The organism is Microcella sp., assembly GCF_046296455.1.
Taxonomy (GTDB): Bacteria; Actinomycetota; Actinomycetes; order Actinomycetales; family Microbacteriaceae; genus Microcella.
Map to the genome: position 1 here is coordinate 54,587 of NZ_JBKBLF010000012.1, position 17,693 is coordinate 72,279.

General features: G+C 62.1%; 15 protein-coding genes and 1 pseudogene. 14 read left to right on the plus strand and 2 right to left on the minus strand.

The annotated features are described in order from the left end of the window. Positions 1-228: 228 nt before the first annotated feature. The 7 genes from ACK4HH_RS08015 (at position 229) to ACK4HH_RS08045 (ending at position 8,376) form a co-directional block, all read left to right on the plus strand. On the plus strand, positions 229-1,377 hold the full coding sequence (locus ACK4HH_RS08015) for a hypothetical protein (protein ID WP_409650519.1): 1,149 nt from the start codon (positions 229-231) through the stop codon (positions 1,375-1,377). 10 nt (positions 1,378-1,387) lie between these two features. Further along, the gene (locus tag ACK4HH_RS08020) at positions 1,388-2,884 is read left to right on the plus strand and encodes an SCO6880 family protein (RefSeq protein WP_409650521.1); all 1,497 of its coding nucleotides are present in this window, start codon (positions 1,388-1,390) and stop codon (positions 2,882-2,884) included. A gap of 224 nt (positions 2,885-3,108) precedes the next feature. Next, positions 3,109-4,656, plus strand: coding sequence for an ATP-binding protein (locus ACK4HH_RS08025; RefSeq protein ID WP_409650523.1), 1,548 nt, complete (start codon positions 3,109-3,111; stop codon positions 4,654-4,656). A 353-nt stretch (positions 4,657-5,009) separates the two neighbouring features. Then, a complete protein-coding gene (locus tag ACK4HH_RS08030; protein ID WP_409650525.1) occupies positions 5,010-5,627 on the plus strand; it encodes a hypothetical protein in 618 nt (205 codons plus the stop codon). Beyond that, positions 5,624-7,435, plus strand: coding sequence for a type IV secretory system conjugative DNA transfer family protein (locus ACK4HH_RS08035; protein ID WP_409650527.1), 1,812 nt, complete (start codon positions 5,624-5,626; stop codon positions 7,433-7,435). Before ACK4HH_RS08030 ends, ACK4HH_RS08035 begins: the two co-directional genes overlap by 4 nt. 9 nt (positions 7,436-7,444) lie before the next feature. Beyond that, positions 7,445-7,867, plus strand: a complete 423-nt coding sequence (locus ACK4HH_RS08040; protein WP_409650529.1) for a hypothetical protein — start codon at positions 7,445-7,447, stop codon at positions 7,865-7,867. Continuing rightward, positions 7,864-8,376, plus strand: a complete 513-nt coding sequence (locus ACK4HH_RS08045; protein WP_409650530.1) for a hypothetical protein — start codon at positions 7,864-7,866, stop codon at positions 8,374-8,376. Before ACK4HH_RS08040 ends, ACK4HH_RS08045 begins: the two co-directional genes overlap by 4 nt. Before the next feature lie 79 nt (positions 8,377-8,455). On the opposite strand, the gene ACK4HH_RS08050 is transcribed toward ACK4HH_RS08045, so the two are convergent. Next, complete coding sequence (locus tag ACK4HH_RS08050) at positions 8,456-8,896, minus strand: single-stranded DNA-binding protein (protein ID WP_409650532.1); 441 nt, start codon at positions 8,894-8,896, stop codon at positions 8,456-8,458. A gap of 299 nt (positions 8,897-9,195) precedes the next feature. Further along, a complete protein-coding gene (locus ACK4HH_RS08055) occupies positions 9,196-11,016 on the minus strand; it encodes a DUF262 domain-containing protein (protein WP_409650534.1) in 1,821 nt (606 codons plus the stop codon). Between the two features lie 537 nt (positions 11,017-11,553). Between ACK4HH_RS08055 and ACK4HH_RS08060 the strand changes: the two genes are divergently transcribed. The 7 genes and pseudogenes from ACK4HH_RS08060 to ACK4HH_RS08090 all read left to right on the plus strand — a co-directional run bounded on the left by ACK4HH_RS08060 (position 11,554) and on the right by ACK4HH_RS08090 (position 17,638). Next, on the plus strand, positions 11,554-11,790 hold the full coding sequence (locus tag ACK4HH_RS08060; RefSeq protein WP_409650536.1) for a hypothetical protein: 237 nt from the start codon (positions 11,554-11,556) through the stop codon (positions 11,788-11,790). A 74-nt stretch (positions 11,791-11,864) separates the two neighbouring features. Further along, positions 11,865-13,322, plus strand: a complete 1,458-nt coding sequence (locus ACK4HH_RS08065) for a competence protein CoiA family protein (protein ID WP_409650538.1) — start codon at positions 11,865-11,867, stop codon at positions 13,320-13,322. Positions 13,323-13,530: 208 nt separating this feature from the next. After that, complete coding sequence (locus ACK4HH_RS08070) at positions 13,531-14,163, plus strand: hypothetical protein (protein ID WP_409650540.1); 633 nt, start codon at positions 13,531-13,533, stop codon at positions 14,161-14,163. Positions 14,164-14,200: 37 nt separating this feature from the next. Then, positions 14,201-14,344, plus strand: a pseudogene (locus ACK4HH_RS08075) (helix-turn-helix domain-containing protein); the annotation flags it as partial. Positions 14,345-14,383: 39 nt separating this feature from the next. After that, positions 14,384-15,253: an ImmA/IrrE family metallo-endopeptidase gene (locus tag ACK4HH_RS08080; RefSeq protein ID WP_409650579.1), complete on the plus strand. Its 870-nt coding sequence runs from the start codon at positions 14,384-14,386 to the stop codon at positions 15,251-15,253. A 67-nt stretch (positions 15,254-15,320) separates the two neighbouring features. After that, positions 15,321-16,475 (plus strand): adenine-specific methyltransferase EcoRI family protein, encoded by a 1,155-nt coding sequence (locus ACK4HH_RS08085; RefSeq protein ID WP_409650581.1) that lies wholly within the window; start codon positions 15,321-15,323, stop codon positions 16,473-16,475. Continuing rightward, positions 16,472-17,638 carry an HNH endonuclease family protein gene (locus tag ACK4HH_RS08090; RefSeq protein WP_409650542.1) on the plus strand — a complete coding sequence of 389 codons (1,167 nt, stop codon included), beginning with the start codon at positions 16,472-16,474 and terminating at the stop codon, positions 17,636-17,638. Before ACK4HH_RS08085 ends, ACK4HH_RS08090 begins: the two co-directional genes overlap by 4 nt. Positions 17,639-17,693 lie beyond the last annotated feature (55 nt).

The following is a 17,693-nucleotide window of genomic DNA, read 5'->3' on the forward strand; positions in this document are numbered from 1 at the left end:
GCTCCGTCCTACTCCCTTGATGCAGTCGAGGTGTGGGAGGGGACGGGCAAGTCCACCGATGGTGTGGAGTGTTGGCGCAATGGGCCGGCTCGGACCATCTATTGCGTCACACAAGAGGAATCGGGACCGGTCGTGGCGGAGTGCTTCGGACAGGTGTCGGTACTCGCCTGCACCGGGGCAGATTATGCGGCAGCAGAGAATTTGGAGTGCGTAGCTTGGCCGTCAGGGATGACCGCGACCTTCAGCGGCTTCCGGTTGTGTGTGACCGGCACGGCAATGAAGGACTATCTCGACTCAGACGCGGCCGGCGCTCCTCGGGTGGGGATCGACTTTCAATGTGGGCCGGATGTGGCGTGCAAGCTGCAACAAGACATCGCCACTAGCACCACGCAGATGGCGTTAGAGAACATCCGGGGGGCGATGAACAACACCACCTTCACCACCGATGGCGCATTCTGGGTGGGCGCGACGACGGAGTTCTCCTGGTGGCGGTGGGCTGTAGTGCTGGTGACCGTGGTGGCGATGGCGTGGGGCATCACGTTGGGGCTACTGAAGCAGGACGGACCAATGGTGCGCTCCGCGGTCATCGGTGGCATCCTCGCATGGCCGGCGGCGGAACTGTCGGTGTGGACGCTCGGCCACCTCCTGAACGTCAGCGAGCTACTCACTCAGGCGGTGATGGGCGCGAACTCATCGGGAAGTTTCGACGCGCAGCTGGCGGAACTTGCCAACTCAGGCACTTACGACGAGCAGACGGCGGTGGTGTGGTCGTCGCTGATTCTTGCCCTGGGAAGCTTTGTGCTGACCTTCGTGTTCGCGTTCCGCAATTTGGCCCTAATGGTGCTGGTTGCGTTCGCCCCGCTTGCATTCATGCTCGCGCCGGTCCGGCCGGGGGTGCGGATCATCACCGTGTGGGCGTCAGCCGTGCTGGCACTGATCATCACGAAACCGTTGACGATGGGCTTGCTGGCACTGATTCTGACCACTGGCGGGGAGATGGAGTCACTATGGGTGCCGGAAGCGCTGCCACTGTTGTTTGGCATCATCCTGACGGCGTTCATGCCACTCGCTGCGTTTACCCTGTTCGACTTCGTGGGTACGCAGGCAGCATCCTCGGCTGAGGGCGCCGGGCGTGCCGTTTCGGGGAGCCTCACTCGGGGTGGGCAATCAGCTGCACGCAATGCGGGCTACCACATCCGGTCTCGACCGCGTAAACGCGAGGACGGATCTGGGTCGTCGTCGGGTGGCGGTGCTACTCCACGTCCTCAGCCGATTACCCGCTCGCCTGCTGCATCCGGGGCAGGCACAGGAGTTCCGTCGATGCCGAAACCGACGGAACCGCACGTGGCTCCGCCGATGCCGAAACCTGGCGGGTGAGGTTCCGCGGATGAGCATGTCTTCGTTGCGCAGTGTGCGCTTTGGCCCACTAGCGACCCAGGGGATTCTGTTCGGGCTGGGCATGTCGAACCTGGTGACGCTCGCGATAGCGACGTTGGTTTTGCTGGCGTCGCTGATGCGATTCGGCGTACCAGGGGCGGCGGTGTCGGCGCTGCTGTGGTTCCCGTTGATGGTCGTGGGGTTGCTACACGTTCACCGTGTGCCCCTGCCGGTGTATTTGATGTGGTGGGGAGTGTTCATGTTCAGGCATTTCAGCGGAGGAACGAAGTACCGCTTCCGTCCCGAAGCGCCGCGGGCGCACGGTGCGCTTCACCTTCCCGGTAGGCGGGCGGGGTTGGCGGTGTGGGAGGGGCCCACATCAGGGGCTGCTGTAGTGATGGATCCGTTCGAGCGAACCGTGTCGATCACCGCCGAGATCGACGTCCACGGCTTCCTGCTGCTCGACGACGACGAGCAAGCTCAAGTGGTGGCGTCGTGGTCGAGAGCGTTGGCCTCCTTCACCCAACGCGACGGGATTGCGCGCGTAGTGATGCAGGAGCGCACCGCGCCGGCGTCGCTCGACCCAGCCGAGCGGAGCTTCGCCGCGGCGAAGACGCGGCGCTCTCTGCCCGAGGGCGCAACGATTGTGATGACGGCCTATGAGGGAGTCTTGGAGCAGTTGCGCGATCAAGCGGTGGCGCATCAGAACTATCTGACGATCGCTATCTCGCTGAGGGCTCGCGCTGCAGAAGTGAAAAGCCTCGGCGGCGGCCAGGCAGCAGCAGTGGCGATTGCGGAGTTGGAACTGTCGGCGATCACTGACGCGGTGGAAAAGTCGGGCTTCCGCGTCCGGCGTTGGCTTACCCCACGACAGTGGGTGGGCTTGGGGCGCGTGGCGTTCGATCCGGAGTATGCCGCTGAGGTGGAGCAGCGCACAGGCGGCGGCGCGGGCGTGGATGTGGCCGCGATCGGTCCGATGGCGCTGGAGGAGCCAGTGGACAAGCCAGGCCTGGTCCGCACAGATTCCGCCGTGCACACCACCATGTGGATTCACGAGTGGCCGCGCACAGACACTGCACCCGGCTTCATGCAGCCGGTTGTGTTCGCACAACGGGCCGACATGGCACAGGCTGTCAGCCACATTTTCTCTCTCGTCTGCGAGCCGGTGAAAACGCGGGCCGCACTTCGGGAGATTGAGCGGCAGAAGAAGACGTGGATGACCAACGCTTCGCTTCGCCAGAAGCGTGGCCAGCAGATCTCGGAGCTGGACAACTTTGAGTTCGAGGCGATCAGGGAACGCGAGCAGGAGGTTGTGTCAGGCCATGGCGAGTTCCGCTTCGCCGGCTACTTGACTGTCTCAGCCTCGGACGAGCAAGCACTCAACGGTGCGGTGGCGGGAATCCGCAACGGGCTCGCACAAGCATCCCTGGAGCCGCAGGTTCTGTATTTCCAGCAGGCGGAGGCGCTCATGCTGAACGCCCTCCCAACAGGTGGGGGTCTGAAGTGAGCATGCTGTCGTCAAAGCCTGCAGGGGAGACTCGCGCAGAGCGCACCGCACGACGGCGTGCTGAGGCGCAACTGCGTCGAGCGGACACGTCTCATCGTCAGCGGGAGGAAGCGCCTAGCGCGGGGCTAGTCGCCCCGGTCGATTTCGCCGGAGCGACCGCGGCCGGCACGTACTGGAATCCTCTACAGATCGCGCAACCGGCGCATCGGGCTACGAGCCCGAACTTGGCCGGCGCGGTGCCATTCGTCGCCGACGCAGACCTTGGCCACGCCGGTCCCATTCTGGGGTTGAACGCCACCACTGGCGGCATCTGGCATTTCGACCCGTGGGAGCTCTACGCGTCCAAGCAGATCAACTCCACCAATGTGCTCGTCATTGGCGAGTTCGGTACCGGCAAGTCCGGCACAATCAAGCAATTGTGCTTCCGCTCACTGGTCTTTGGCCGCCAAGTGGTCGTCCCCTCGGATTCAAAGGGCGAGTGGGTGAAGGTTGCGGAAGCTGCCGGTGGGCAGGTGATTCGTCTGGGCGGTAAACACACCGCGGCACGCCTGAACCCTCTGGACCGGGGCCCTCGAGCGGCGGAGGCAAGCGACGACGAGCACGAGGTCATGGTTGCCTCCCGTAGGCGAGCAGTGCTGGTGTCGCTGGTGCAAGCAACCCTCCCAGCCGATTCGCTTTTGACGCCAGCAGAGCACACGGCGGTGGAGTTCGCTCTGGCGTGTGCGATCGAAGCGACGCGGGATGAGCCCACATTGCGAGCCGTGTATGCGCAACTAAAGAGCCCCGACCGACACCACTCCAGCTACGTCGCCGGCATCGAGGAAGATGGAGCCCGCGCCCGCCACGTGTTGCGCCGCTTCTGCGAGGGAGACCTGGCGGGCCTGTTCGAAGACGCCTCAACGGTGACACTCGACGACGACGCACCAATGGTGGTCGTTGACACCTCAGCGCTGTTCGCCAGAGGCGAGCTCGCGGCGACCTGTGCGCAGATCTGCACCACCAACTGGATTCAGGCCGTCATCTCGAACAAGTACGCCCGACGCACTCGTTACCTAGTGCGGGAGGAGGGCTGGCGCGACATGACGAGCGTCGCAGCCCTGCAGGCGTTCCGTGCGTGGCTGAAACTGTCCCGCGACTACGGCATTTCGGTGGTGACTCTCATGCACAAGGTGAGCGACTTCGACGCAATGGGAGCTGAAGGCTCCGAGGCGCGGAGCTTGGCGTATTCGATCTTTGCTGACATTTCCAACAAGTTCATCTTTCAGCAGGCCGCGGCAGAGCAAGGCCGCCTGGTCAAAGACTTAGGCCTACCCCCGTCGCACGCGCGCATGGTGATGGATCTGCCGCAAGGCGTCTTCCTTGCACGACTGGGTTCCCGACGCGCATTCGTCGTCGACGCATTCGCCACCTCCGTGGCCGTCGAGCGAGACCTGTTCTCTACCGACGATGCCCTCTCGGCACAACCGGCAGGCGTCGCCCGCGTCGAGACGCTCCTAAAGGAACCGTCGCTCACCGAGGCGCACGAAGTCGGCTCCGAAACGCCGGCGGGCGAACGGGCAACTGATGATCGAGCGGCCGCGGCCGAGCCAGCGGTTCGTTCCGCGCCGCTGTCGTTCACGCAGCGGCGGGCCCTGCGGCTGATGGCGGAGGCGGATGAGCAAGGGCCGCAGCTGGTGCTTAGCGTGCCGTGCGGAAGTTGCGGATTCATCCCTGCTCGTGCGCATCGGTTCTGCATTCGGTGCGGCGTGGCTCTGAAGTCGGCGGTGTCGTAGGTGATCCCGCAAATAGTGGCCACCATCCACTGCCTCGACGCGGCCGCGGCCGCCGCACGCACCACTGCCCGGACTGAACGCTCCGAAGCGTGGCAAACAGCCGCGGTGAGATTTAGTGGCTTGTGCGCCCAACTGGTGACAATTGCGGCAGGCGCTGGCCACACCGGCCTGCTGAGGCCAGCAGACAGGCCGGCGGGGGCGGTCACGCTTGAGTTGGCGAAGGCGGCACGGCTTTTGTCGGAAACGCCTGCACCTGAAGGGGTGCGGCCGCGGGTGTGGACGCAACTGGTGCTGGATGTGCAAACGGCGGCCCGGGAGGCGACCATGAGCTTTGCGGTGGGGCGAAGTACACGGTGAATCTTGAGCACCCGGGGCAGTCGTTGGCGATCGCTAAACGCGAGCTTCTGCAAGCGCCTCCTGCCGCCCCTGCGCAACTGGCCTACATCGCCCAGCGTCTGGGGGACACGATTGCATCCTTCAGCCGCGTCGCCGACGTCGTGGGGGATGCGGAGGCTGCGGCGATGGCGCGCTTGGTATCAGCGCGGATGACGGTCCTCGCTTCAGGGCTTTCGGCGGGCGTAGGCAGTGTTGCTCCTGCGTCTCGAGGCGAATACATCTCGAGCCTGTGCGATTCGGCGCTAACCGTGATGGAGGCGCGAGAGGACGAGATGGATTTGGCCGAGGCGGCCGCGATCGCGGTGGCGGCGGTAGACACCATTGCAGCGCTTCGGAAGCAAGTTCGCGCAGGACTCGCCTCCGGACAGTGGCAGCAGGTCGCCCCAGCGACGTCGGAGCAGCTCGGCGAAGTGGTGGACATGGCTAACCTGCTCGCCGCGCAAGCAACACACACGGTTGTCACCGGCGGCGGCCTTGGTCGGCGCCGGCCACATCGAGACCTCGACGCATCCCCGTACCTGGCAATCGCACACGAGGGGCCAAGCCCGGATGACAGTAAGGGAGTAAGCCGATGAGCTCCACACCGACCGCGCACGGTGCCGTCCCTATCGACGGCAACGTGAAGCTGGCCATGCTGATCCTCGGCGTGGCCATCTCAGTGCTCGTCGCAGAGCTCGCCGGCATCATGTTGGCCGCGTTCACGGCAGGTGTTGACGTGCCCAGCCTGTCGGGGGCGCAGCTGATCGCAATTCTGTTGCTTCAGGATGTGGAGGCTGTCACCGGTATCGCTGGCGCGATGCTTCCCTACTGGGTGGGGTTCACTGCCACCTGGCTGCTGTTGGGCAGTGTGGGCGTGTGGGCATGGCGTTCGATTGCGGCAAACGCGAACCCGTTGCTGAATCCCGAACGGATGCCCGGCTTTCCCGCCGCTCGAGCAGTCGCAGCGATCGCGGGTGAGAAGGCGTTGCTGAAGCAGAAGCACCTCCGCCCTGACCTTGCAAAGCCGACCGTTGAGCAGTTGGGCTTCAAACTCGGCTCCTACCGGGGGGTGGAGGTGTGGATGTCGATCGAGGACACTCTGCTGATCATCGGCCCGCCCCGCTCGGGCAAGGGCACCAACTTCGTGATCCCGCTGCTGCACGCAGCCCCTGGTGCGTTGGTGACAACATCGGTTCGCCCAGACAACGTGAAGTTGGCCATGCGGCAACGTGAGCGCATGGGCTCCAAACCTCACGTGTTTGACCCTGCGGCACTGGTGTTCGGTATCGGCTCGGCGGTGAGGTGGGACCCACTGGTGGGGTGTGAATCCGATGAGGTGGTGCGCAGGAGGGTGTCGGCGATGATGCCGGCAGATACGTTCTCCAACACCAAGTCCGGCGACTACTGGGCGAGTGCATCCCAGATGATCATCGGAACGCTCATGCATGCGGCCGCCCTCCCGGAGGAGGGGCGACGTAAGTCGATGCGGGATGTGTGGCGGTGGCTGTCTGATCAAAACGCGGCCCGGGCGGCTGTGCAGATTCTGGAGTCCCACCCCGACGCAGCCCCCGGCTGGGGCTCGTCACTGTCGGCACTGCTGAGTGCGCCAGCTGAGTCGCGGGCGAACAAGTGGGACGCGGCCGTGACCAGTGTGAACTTTCTCTCCTACGCCCGCGTGCAGGAGATGCTGTGCCCGGAAGTGGGCGAAGGCTTCAACCCGTGGACGTTCCTCGAGCAGAAGGAGTCCCTGTTCCTGCTGGGCACCGTCTCGGGGGATGCGACCATGAACCGGCTGGCGGTGATGCTGTTCGATGAGATCAGCAACACAGCGCTCGAGATGGCGGCGATCGCGCCGGGGGAGCGACTGAGCCCGCCGGCATGGTTCGTGCTGGATGAGGCGGCAAACTTTGCCATTCCGAACTTGCCGAAGATCCTCAGCTACTTCTCCGGCTCAGGCCTGGTGTTGGTGCCGATCTTCCAAGACATCAGCCAGGCAAGGGCTGCGTACGGCGCCGATGAGGCGGATGCGATCATGGCCAACTGCTTGGTGAAAGTGTTCTTGCCCGGGCGGACGAAGGCGCGCGATCTGGAAGAGATCGAAAAGCTCATCGGCCAACACAAGGTCACCCAAGCCTCCCGCTCGCTCACCTCGGGGGAGAGCCGAACGTCGTTGCAGTATTCGATGCACGACGAGTCGATCATCACCGCGGCGCAGATCGGTGGGATGCGTCGAGGGTGGGCGACGGTGTTGTTCCGCGAGACCGCGTTTGCAATGCGTCTGCACCCTTACACGGAGCAGAAGTGGGCGAAGGAGCTCTACGCCGATCGGGCCGCTGTCAACGCTGACGTGCTGAACGTGAAGACGTCGCAGATCGCCGATCGACGCGCCGCATACGAGCGTTAGTGTCGCGCGGTGAGGAAGCTCAACAAGCATGCAAAGAGGTCTGCCAAGCGGGAGGAGTACCGAGCCCGTTACGCCGCGTACATCAGCTCGGCCGCGTGGCGCGCTGTCCGCCAGGGGTGGGTAGATGAGTACCGGCTGCGCAACGACGTCGAGCCGGCGTGTGAGGTGTGCGACCACGAGTGGGAGTTGGCGCGCGATGACCTGCACCACCACACCTACGAGCGACTGACCGCGGAAGCGTTCGAGGATCTCGCACCGCTATGTCGCAGCTGTCACGACCTGGTGCACGAGACAGTTCGAGAAAGCAGGCACTGGTCGCAGATGCGTGACATTGCCGCGTCCCGCAAAGTCATCGACCGACTGCGACATCTGCGCGCAGTCCACCGTCAGCAGGTGAGCAGGCACAGTGCCGGCCAGGAGGGAGCAGCATGAGTGAGCTTGAGGACGCGGTTCGCCGGTGGGCGATGGGCGTTTACCCGGTCGAGGCGGGTGCAGAGCTCCTGATCCGCCAGGGCAAGGCGATCTATGAAGGCGCGCCGTGGCTACGAGAGCTCGGACCTGAAGGTGGCCAAATCATGGTGGCCATCGAGCCGGAGACACTATGGGTGAATAGCCGATCCTGGTCCGGCTCCGAGCAGCGCCTGGTGAACGTTGCCGTGTCACTGCTCGACAGCGAGCCGATGGTCAACCTGCACGACGCAGTAACGGGGCTCGACCGTGAACCGCTCGAACTCGTCCTGGCTGCAGTGGCGCACGCGGCCGGTTCGCACGAAGCACGCATGCCGATCATCGAAGGCGGCAAGCTCACCGGCTACACCGAGCCGGCCAATGCACACCCGTGGCCGGACCAGCTCAACACGATTGGCACGCCGGCGCGCTCAAGTCGTGCTTTGGCGCATGATGCTAGCGACGGCGTCGGGGGGCTGGGGCGGTCTCTGTAGGGATCGAGGCCGAGCAGCGAGGAACGAAGAAGAGGCCACCCCACGGGGTGGCCTCTTCTTGTGTGCTGGGTCCGGCCGCTCAGGCAGTGCGCTCGGCAACCCGCTCGGCGCTGGGTGCCGGCTCGTGTTGCTCGAGCCGGCCTTCAGCTTTTGGGTAGTTGCCGATCGTCACATCCTGCAGATAGCTGTTCGGGCCGATCGCTTTCAGTCGGTTGTAGACGTTGTAGTGGATCGACTCGTCAGGGTTCACCGCCTCGGGCGTGCGGGTCTGGTTGATGACCGCGATCACCGACTGGCCCTTGTCGTACTGGGCGACCAGGCGCTCAGGGGTGACTGCGCCGTAGGCGTGGACGTTGTACCACTCAGTGTCGAGCTGCTCGCCGCTGTCTTGGTCGAACTGGTCGACGGCGATCTCCAGAAGCGCGTAATGCTTTTCGTTCTTGTCGGTCTTGATGATCGGCTTCTGCTTCAGCCTGCCCATCACGGTGATCTGCCGACGCTGGCTCTCAATCTCAGCCACGAGGTACTCCTTCATCTCAGGAGGACGCTTTCTGCGCCCTTTCTGAAGGCTGATGACCGCGCTCGCGCATACGGGTACTCCCGGACCTTGGCTGTGGCTGGAACCTGCGCCGAGAATGTTTCTTATGTCAGAACGTAATGGGTGCATTGGCGGATTTTGCAGGTATACCCTCCCCCGATCGCGTTTCTGACCGGACATCTTTCACCCATTCCCGGATGCCGCGTACGAACCAGCGAAGGTACCTCGGGTACTAGACAGGTAGCCCAGATGCGTTCGTCGGTATCGGGATCAGGCCACGATTACTCCTCGAGCGCCGCATCGAGCGCGGTGCTGTCGTAGCCCTCGAGATCCCCGATGATCCCCTGTGGGGCTGCGACTCCCGACGAAAGCTTTCGGCGAATGCGTTCGCCCACTGCTCGACGTCGTTTTTCGAAGAATTCTGAGAATGCCGCGGCGTCGTGAGGGAGTTCCGTTAGTTCATTGAGCGCCATGTAGCTGCTCATCGCATCCGGCGTTGGGTAGGTCCGAGCGGCCCAGTCGTCGGGTGCGGCCGCGGACTTGTCGATGTTCTCGGGGCCGGGCAGAAGCTGCAGGTTCGCGAATAGGTCGCGGCGGGCTCCGAGCGTTTCAATATCTTCGCGCGAGAAGCCCTGCTCGCGGAGTCGTTTCGGGTCGAGTTGGGACTTGGGGAACACGTGGTCGACGTGAAACTGATTACGAGTGTCAACGTGGTCGTAGAGCATTGCGAGCACCGCGAACGTGCGGGCGCCGCCGTAGGACAGGTCCAGAATGTCGTCGATGAGTTCCTCGGTCACGGCCAGCGACTTGCCCCGCAACGCCATCGCTCGTTCGAGCTCGGCCATCGGGAACCGTGCCGTGCCGTAGTCGTCGATCACAGTTCGAAGATCGCGTAGCAGAGTGTCCAAGCCCGAGCCCCAGACGCCCCGGACGATTAAGGATCGAAGCACCCATGAACGCAGTAGCGCGCGATCGGGAGCATGGGCGACCGCCGTGCGGTAACTATCGTTGAGCCCTCGCGAATGCAAGTAGTACGCGACCGGGATCATGACGCTCTTGGCGGAAAGAGTCGCGTCTGACAATCCGAAATCGCTGAGGAGGCCCACTGCAAGCTTCAGGGAGTCCCCTATCGCATCCCATTCGCGATCGAGTACAGCCATGTTCTCGGTGTTGAAGTTCTTCACCTTGAACGCGATGTCGCTGATTCCAGCGAGCATTAGGCCCGCTTTCAGGACGACGTCCTGCGAGAAGCTGAAGCCAGCGCCGGTCGAGTTGAGCGAATCGACAAGTCCATGGATCGCGTCGCGTGCATCGCGCTCCTTCCACTGCGCGGTCGCGATCGACAACAACAGATCACTGTAGGAGAGGGTTGTGCCGCCGGAGTTCACTCGAATGAAGATGTCAAGGACGCGTTCGACGTCCTGGTCGGTCTCCTCGTACATCTGAAGGCTCTCCTTCGCGTGCACTGCGTCGTATAGCTCTCCCAGCACACGGATCGCGAACTCGTTGTTCCCGAGCCCAAGTTGCGCGAGCTCCATCATGGGCTGCATCGCGTTGGTCGCGTCGAAGATCTTCGTCACAGGGAACCAGTGGTGCGCTTCATCTTCTGCGGATTCACGAATCTGCTCGTCCGTGAGCAGACGGAAGTCATATCGCAGACCGGCGTCGTTTGGTGCTGCTTCCGAAAGGACGTTCAGGTACATGCGACGCGTCGGGTAACCGTGCGCCGTGTTGTGACGCGCGTACTTCTCACGAACCGCGTACGACCCCCGCAGGCCGATGTTGAGCGACGTCAGCCGCTGCTGACCATCAAGGACTGCGGTGACCTGTCTCTCCGGCAGATCGAGGTCCGGATTGTGTCGCTTGTCGAACTGCGAGTAGTCCTTCAGAAATCCGTAGAACTTGAACTTCGCGATGGTCTCAGGGTCGATCTTCCACGCGAGAAAGCTGCCGATCGGGTAGCCACGGAGGATCGAGTCGAAGAGCCGGACGACCTGCGAGGGTTTCCATACGTATTCCCGCTGAATGGCGGGGAGTACGAACTCGCTCTTCTGAATGTCGCGGAGCGTAGACGCGATCGTCTTGGCTGGCAGATGTCCCATGCCATGAACGTATCGCCAGTCCCGACACTCGCCATCTAGACGGACCACGCGAACACCGAATTGACAAGCCCGTTGGCACACGTCGCGGCCTCCAGAGTGGCAACGGAGACGACAACTCCAGATGACAGGTATCCGCGATTCACTCGCGGATCAGGCGGTTTGGGCCAAAAGGGCGGAAGTAGGTTCGCTACAGTCCAGCCTGATTGAGGGTCACGTCCCGCCGAGTGGTGAATCTGGCATGTTGAGGGCCCCCGAGTCGCCTTGGAGCTTGCGACAGCTTGTCGGCACGGATTACGAGCCCGCAACTGTCGCGGACTTCCCGGGGTGCTTGACTAGGTGCAGCACTCGCGGAGTTGCTTGGTGGTGCTGCGCCTGAGGGGTAGCGGGGTCGCGGAGCATGGCGGCTGGGATGGCCCTCCCCCCGAAGGGTCAGCTAGCCGGGCGGTGAGGAGTCGATGCTCTCGGGTCGACCCGCTCAACGGCACTAGCCCAGACCCACAGCCGATGTCGGCGCCCTGCCGCGTCGACGAGCTCAACGTGTACGGCGACATCGTTCCACTCCACCGCGACACCTTCCAGTTGCGCCGGCGCTGGCGAGAACTGCACCCAGGCTCGAATTGGCACCGGAGCACTTTGAGACCGCGCAGGCTGACGCGCAAGGTCAACCTCTACCGGAGAAAGCCCAACCGGCCGAGCGACGCTGGCGACCTGCTGAGCCCGGGACGCCATCTGCTGGTCGACTCGATCTGCATACCGACGATTGGTGCCCACTAGGACACAATAGAACATATGTTCGACAGCGTGCGGGGGCGCCGCCGTCCGTCAGGGGTTTGAGGAATCATTGCCTCATGACCGAGGAGGATGCACGCGCCGCGACATCGGACGCGCTTCATAGTCGGTCATTTCTTGACCGTGAGTCCCAACGATTCATCGCGGCGGCCTGGCGGGATGACCCTGATCGACCCTTCTACGTGCTGCGCGACGGCGACGCCGATAGGGACCGTGAGCTAGCGCAGACACTGCTGCGCTGCGTGGTGAGCGATTGCCCTTCACCAGCGATCACCACTGTTGCACGCAAGCATTCCCGCCAAGGATTTCGTCACAATCGCGCAGGGAACCACTCCCCCGAGGGCTTTCACCACCTGCAAGGCAAAGCGGTCATCGCTGACTGGCTTCGACGCATGCCGGGTGGGCTGAAAGTAGAGCTCGAGCAAAGCGTCGACACCCAACGACGTCGACGAGCTCGCGTTGCGGACGTGATGGCCACCGATCCCCGCACGGGGCATAGAACTGCATTCGAAGTGCAATATGCCTCCATCTCGGTTGATGAGTGGCGTGAGCGAACGAATGAGTATGTCGCAGAAGGAATCGGAATCGTTTGGGTTTTCGGGCATGTGGGCGTGCACATGCGGGCGCGGCGCGGCGACGACTGGCGTGGAACGACCCTGCAGGTCGGAGCCGTGCACGCTGCTGCGTCGGCGCGCCAAGGCCTTCCGGCGTTGTGGCTCAACCCTGCTGCTGGACTACTTGCAGTGGCCACTACCCACCTCGATGAACTACTTGTTCATCGAGAAGCTGGCCGCGCACAACTGACAGCTTTCCCGCTGGATGAAGTAACCCTTGCGGAAGGGCGTCTCGTATCGAACAGATTCGCCGCAATGGCCAATCGCGAGCGCGAGGCGGCTGAGCAGGCCGAGGCGGCACGTCGACGCGAAGAGGCGCTCGCACTGCAGCGAAGGGAGTGGAAAGCGAAACGGATCGAAGAATGGCAGAAGGCCCGCGAGCGAGTCGAAACGCAGATGAGACAGGCAAACCTGAGGCCTAAACGTGACGGACTGCTGTCAATGTCGCGCACGGACAGCCCTCGTGCACTCCCCAGCAACCGGCCGCCCCAGCCGCGGCCAGTACTCGACCGTGAGCAACGTGGATTACCTCCCGAGGGCTCTGCGTACGCAGAGCTGCTGGGCCGTATTGCGCATCGCTATCACGAGGGAACGATGTACACGAAGCGTGATGTGCTCTGGCAGTTGTGGCGCGCGGTGGCAGAAAACCGACGCAACCCTCTTGCGCCGCGTTGCATGGACTGCGGCCGAGTACTCGGTTCGGACGACGTAAGGGTCGGGGCCCCTCGACACCGGACCCTTTGTGGGAAACGATCGCCTCTGTCACTACGTACTCGTCACGCAGGGGCAGATACCGTGGCACCGCCGGAGTCGCTTGCGGAGCTGCTAGGCAGCATGGGACATGTGGTTCATCGCAGTGAGCCAGGCGTGACGAGCAATGGCCACCGACAGTTCCCCGCGTGATGACTGCATCGTCAGTGTGGATCGACACGCTTGTCGCGTGGTCGACACCCTGAAGGGGTGTGACGGCTGATACTCCGGTCTGGGCGTTGAGAGCATGTGACGCGCTCGGGGACGCCTCGGTGAAGCCAGCTTTCGACAAAGCAATCAGAGATGCGCGAAAATGCTTACCAAGAGCGCATATATAGATAGGTTCTGCTATCGTTATCACGTGACGATCTCAAAGCGCCTAGATATCAGCCCAGAACTCCGCGCCACCATCGTTCAGGGAGGTGAGACAGGACACCGTATCGCCGTCGCAAACTACGGCGAACCCGGTTCGAACTCATATCTGTTCGGAGCCGAGAGGTACCACCGCTCTTGCGAAATCATCAAGGCGGGACTTCACGAGTTCGGCCTTACTGACTGGATGACCGGCGCGGGACATCGCGCTGGAACCAGCGCCTACGAGTTGTGGTTCGCAACAGCCAAGTCCTCAGACATTCACAACCGGTCCGCATTTGACTTCGCTTCTGATGCACGCCTGGAGGCAGGCGCGGCTAACATGGCCGCTTATTTGCCCGGAATGGACCCCGATACTTTGCCGGGCAAAGAGATCATTCACGTGATTCTCTGCGGGAACAGCGATAACGGGCTGACCGCCGTGTTCCTCGGCAAATTGGTATCGGTCGATTCGCGACGAGTGCAATGGGGTGAGGTCGAGCAAATCGACAGCGTTGCAGACCGCCGCACCTATGCGTCGGCACCTGAGTCCTCGTCGCAGGTGACCTACGCTGACCAGCCAGAGCCGGTCCTCGGGCTTGCTGCGCTGGAGACGTCCTTGGACGCCACTAATGGCAAGTGACGCGGACACGGCCAAAGCGAACTTTTCGAGGGAGCGGATGCGCGTAGCGCGGCTACGGGCAGGCCTGAACCTGCGGGAGCTTGCTGACCGGGTTGGTGTGTCCCATGCTGCCATTTCGCAGTACGAATCGGGGCGAGCGCGACCCAGTTCTGCCGTCATGACTCAGCTAGCGTTGGCGTGTGGCTTTCCAAGAAATTTCCTAACCCACTCGACTAGACCAGTGACCCTCGCCGGCCTTGACGGCACTCACTTCCGTAGCCTTCGATCGACGACAAAGCAGAGCCGCGGGCAGGCGTGGACCTGGTCCGAGATCGTGTTGGATGTCGCCGACGTTCTCGAGCGTTTTGTCCAGCTGCCAGCGCCCCGGGTGCCCGTCTTTACTCTCGACGACCAGGCGAGCCGAGACGATGTCCGCGCCGCTGCAGATCACCTTCGAGCCGAATGGTCGTTGCCGGAGGGCCCAGTAGGCCACTTGGTCCGACACATGGAAGCGAACGGAATACTCGTTTGCAGGCTACCTATCGCAGACCATGACATTGACGCCTTCAGCCAGAGCAGTGGTGACCGGCCGATCGTCATCCTTACAACTAACAAGGACGACGCCGCACGAAGCAGGTTCGACGCCGCCCACGAGCTGGGTCACCTGATCTGCCACCCGGAAGCTGACCCGAGCGGTGGCCATGAGCGGCAGGCCCACGGGTTCGCTGCTGAGCTGCTAATGCCTGAAGCAGATATGCGCCGCGTGCTCCCCAGGCGCTTCAACCTCAACACATATGCGCGACTCAAGCAGGAATGGGGTGTCTCGATCGCGGCACTCTTATTTCGTGCGCGCACGCTCGAGATCGTGACTGAGGCCGCATACCGTCGCGCGGTGGTGGAGATGAATGCCACCTACGGGCGGAGGAACGAGCCCTTCCCGCTGACGCGCCCTGACGACCCGACTTTGCTAGCAAACGCTTTCGCGATTGCTGCCGAGCAAGGCCTCTCCGTCGACCGACTGGCGGAACTCGCGAACCTCTCGACCAGTGATGTTGAGACTGTTATCTCCGGAGCCAAGGCCTGGCCGCTGGTCAGGCCCGTCGGACCTTAAGCGGAGAAGACCAAATCGATCAACTTGTAGGGTGAGACATACTGACAAGAGGGCTAAACCCGTGGCGATGAAGAAGAACAACGCGAGCCTCGCAGCTGCGAAGACCGCGAAGAAGGATGAGTTTTATACGCAGTGGGCGGATATCGAACGTGAGATGAACGCCTACCTCGAGTTTGACCCGGACGTGTTTAGAGGCAAGTCCATCTTGTTGCCGTGCGACGACCCTGAGTGGAGCAACTTCGCGAAGTTCTTCGCGCTGCACTTCATGAGTTTGGGTCTGAAGAAGCTCACTTCTACGTCGTTCGCACCTGACAGCAACCCAGCGATCTCATCGAGCTATCAGCCAACGCTCTTCGAGATGGACGACCCGCAGTTTGATGCCTCAAAAACTCGTGTCAACGGCAAGAAATTCGTTCTCGAACCTAAAGACCTCAACGGCGACGGGGTTGTGAACATCGATGACCTCCGGTGGCAATACCTCGAAGGTGACGGCGATTTCCGCAGCGCGGAAGTGACTGCGTTACGTGACGAGGCAGACGTCGTGATCACCAACCCACCGTTCAGTCTGTTCAAGGAGTTCGTGCCATGGCTGATCGAGGGAGGGAAACAGTTCTCGATAATCGGGCATCAGAATGCGATCACCTACAAAGAGATATTCCCATTGATCAAGGGCAATCAAGCCTGGCTCGGCAGAGGCTTCAAGGGAAACGCCGCCCACTTTGGGAGTCCATACGAGGATGTGGCTGTGGCATCCGATCGGCAAGAGGGCATGATTCGAGTGTCTGGCGTGATCTGGCTCACAAATATCGAGCACGGGCGGAGGCACGAGCCTCTGCAGCTGATGACGATGGCGGAGAACCTGAAGTTCAGCAAGAACGCAGTGGTGCGGAGCATCGGCTACCCGCAGTACGTCAACTTCGAGGCGATCGATGTGCCAGCAGCACTCGCGACGCCAAGCGACTACGACGGAATCATGGGTGTGCCGATCACCTTCCTCGAGAAATACAACCCGGATCAGTTTGAGATCATCGGAAACAGTGACGATATGGACATGACCTTAGCTATGGGCGTGCGGCCACTAGGTCACGAATTCATCCAGGCCTACCGTGGCCGCGGAGGAACAGGTCACTACAGTCCGGGAATGCGGATGTTGGGTCTCATGGAGCCGGAGCCACGCACGGTGTACAAGCGCATCCTAATTAGGCGGAAGGCCGCTGCATGAAAACCGAGCTGAGACAATACGCGGTCGAGGAGGTTACAGCCGGCTTCGTGTACAACGAGTTCGAGGGCAAAGGGCTCTATGGCTTGAGTGGCACACTCGTGATCCAGCCCGAGTACCAGCGCAACTACATTTATGGAGATGGCAAGAAGGATGTGTCCGTCATCGAGTCTCTGCTCAAGGGATACCCGCTCGGACTCATTTATTTCATCACGGCTGATGGCCAATTCGAAGTTCTAGACGGGCAGCAGCGCATCACGAGTGTCGGACGTTTCGTGACGGGCAAATTCGCGATCAAGCAAGATGGCAAGGAGCAGACGTTCTCATCATTGCCGGTTGAGGATCAGTTGAAGATCCTCAAGAGCACCCTCCTGGTTTACGTGTGTGACGGGACCGAGCGCGAGATCAAGGAGTGGTTCAGAACCATCAACATCGCGGGTGAGCCCTTGAACGCGCAGGAACTGCTCAATGCGGTCTACTCGGGACCGTTCGTCTCAGCGGCGAAAGCGGAGTTCTCAAACTCTGGGAACGCCCTGCAACAGAAGTGGTCTGCGTACGTGAAGGGCGACCCCAAGCGTCAAGAGGTACTTGAGGTGGCACTGGACTGGATCAGTGCATCCCAAGGCAAGTCCATCGACGGGTACATGGCAGACCATCGGCAAGACCCATCTATCGCCGAGTTGAAGGGCTACTTCACATCGGTACTCGACTGGGTCGGCGGAGTCTTCACGCGCTCACCCGATAAGGAGATGCGCGGACTCGAGTGGGGGCGTCTCTACGAGACCTACCACACCACGGCTTATGACCCTGCCCGCGTTGACCATAGGGTCAACGAGCTTCGCGGGGATTATGCAGTGCACGCCAAGAGGGGGATCTACGAGTTCGTCCTCGGCGGCGAAGTGAACAAGCAACTGATCGATGTGCGCCTGTTTGACGACCGAACGAAGCTTCTCGCATACACAAGACAGACCGAGGCCGCAGAGGCGGCAAAGTCGTCGAATTGCCCACTGTGCGCGCTGGGGGGGAACGCGAACGGCACTAAAATTTGGGCGTTGAAAGACATGGACGCAGATCACGTGACGGCTTGGTCCAAGGGCGGGGCCTCGGACCTCGCGAACTGCGAAATGCTCTGCGTCACTCACAACCGAGCCAAAGGCAACCGCTAGCGAAGGGGTGCGTCGCGCTGACTCGCGTAGAGCTATCCAGCGGAGCGTGGACGGC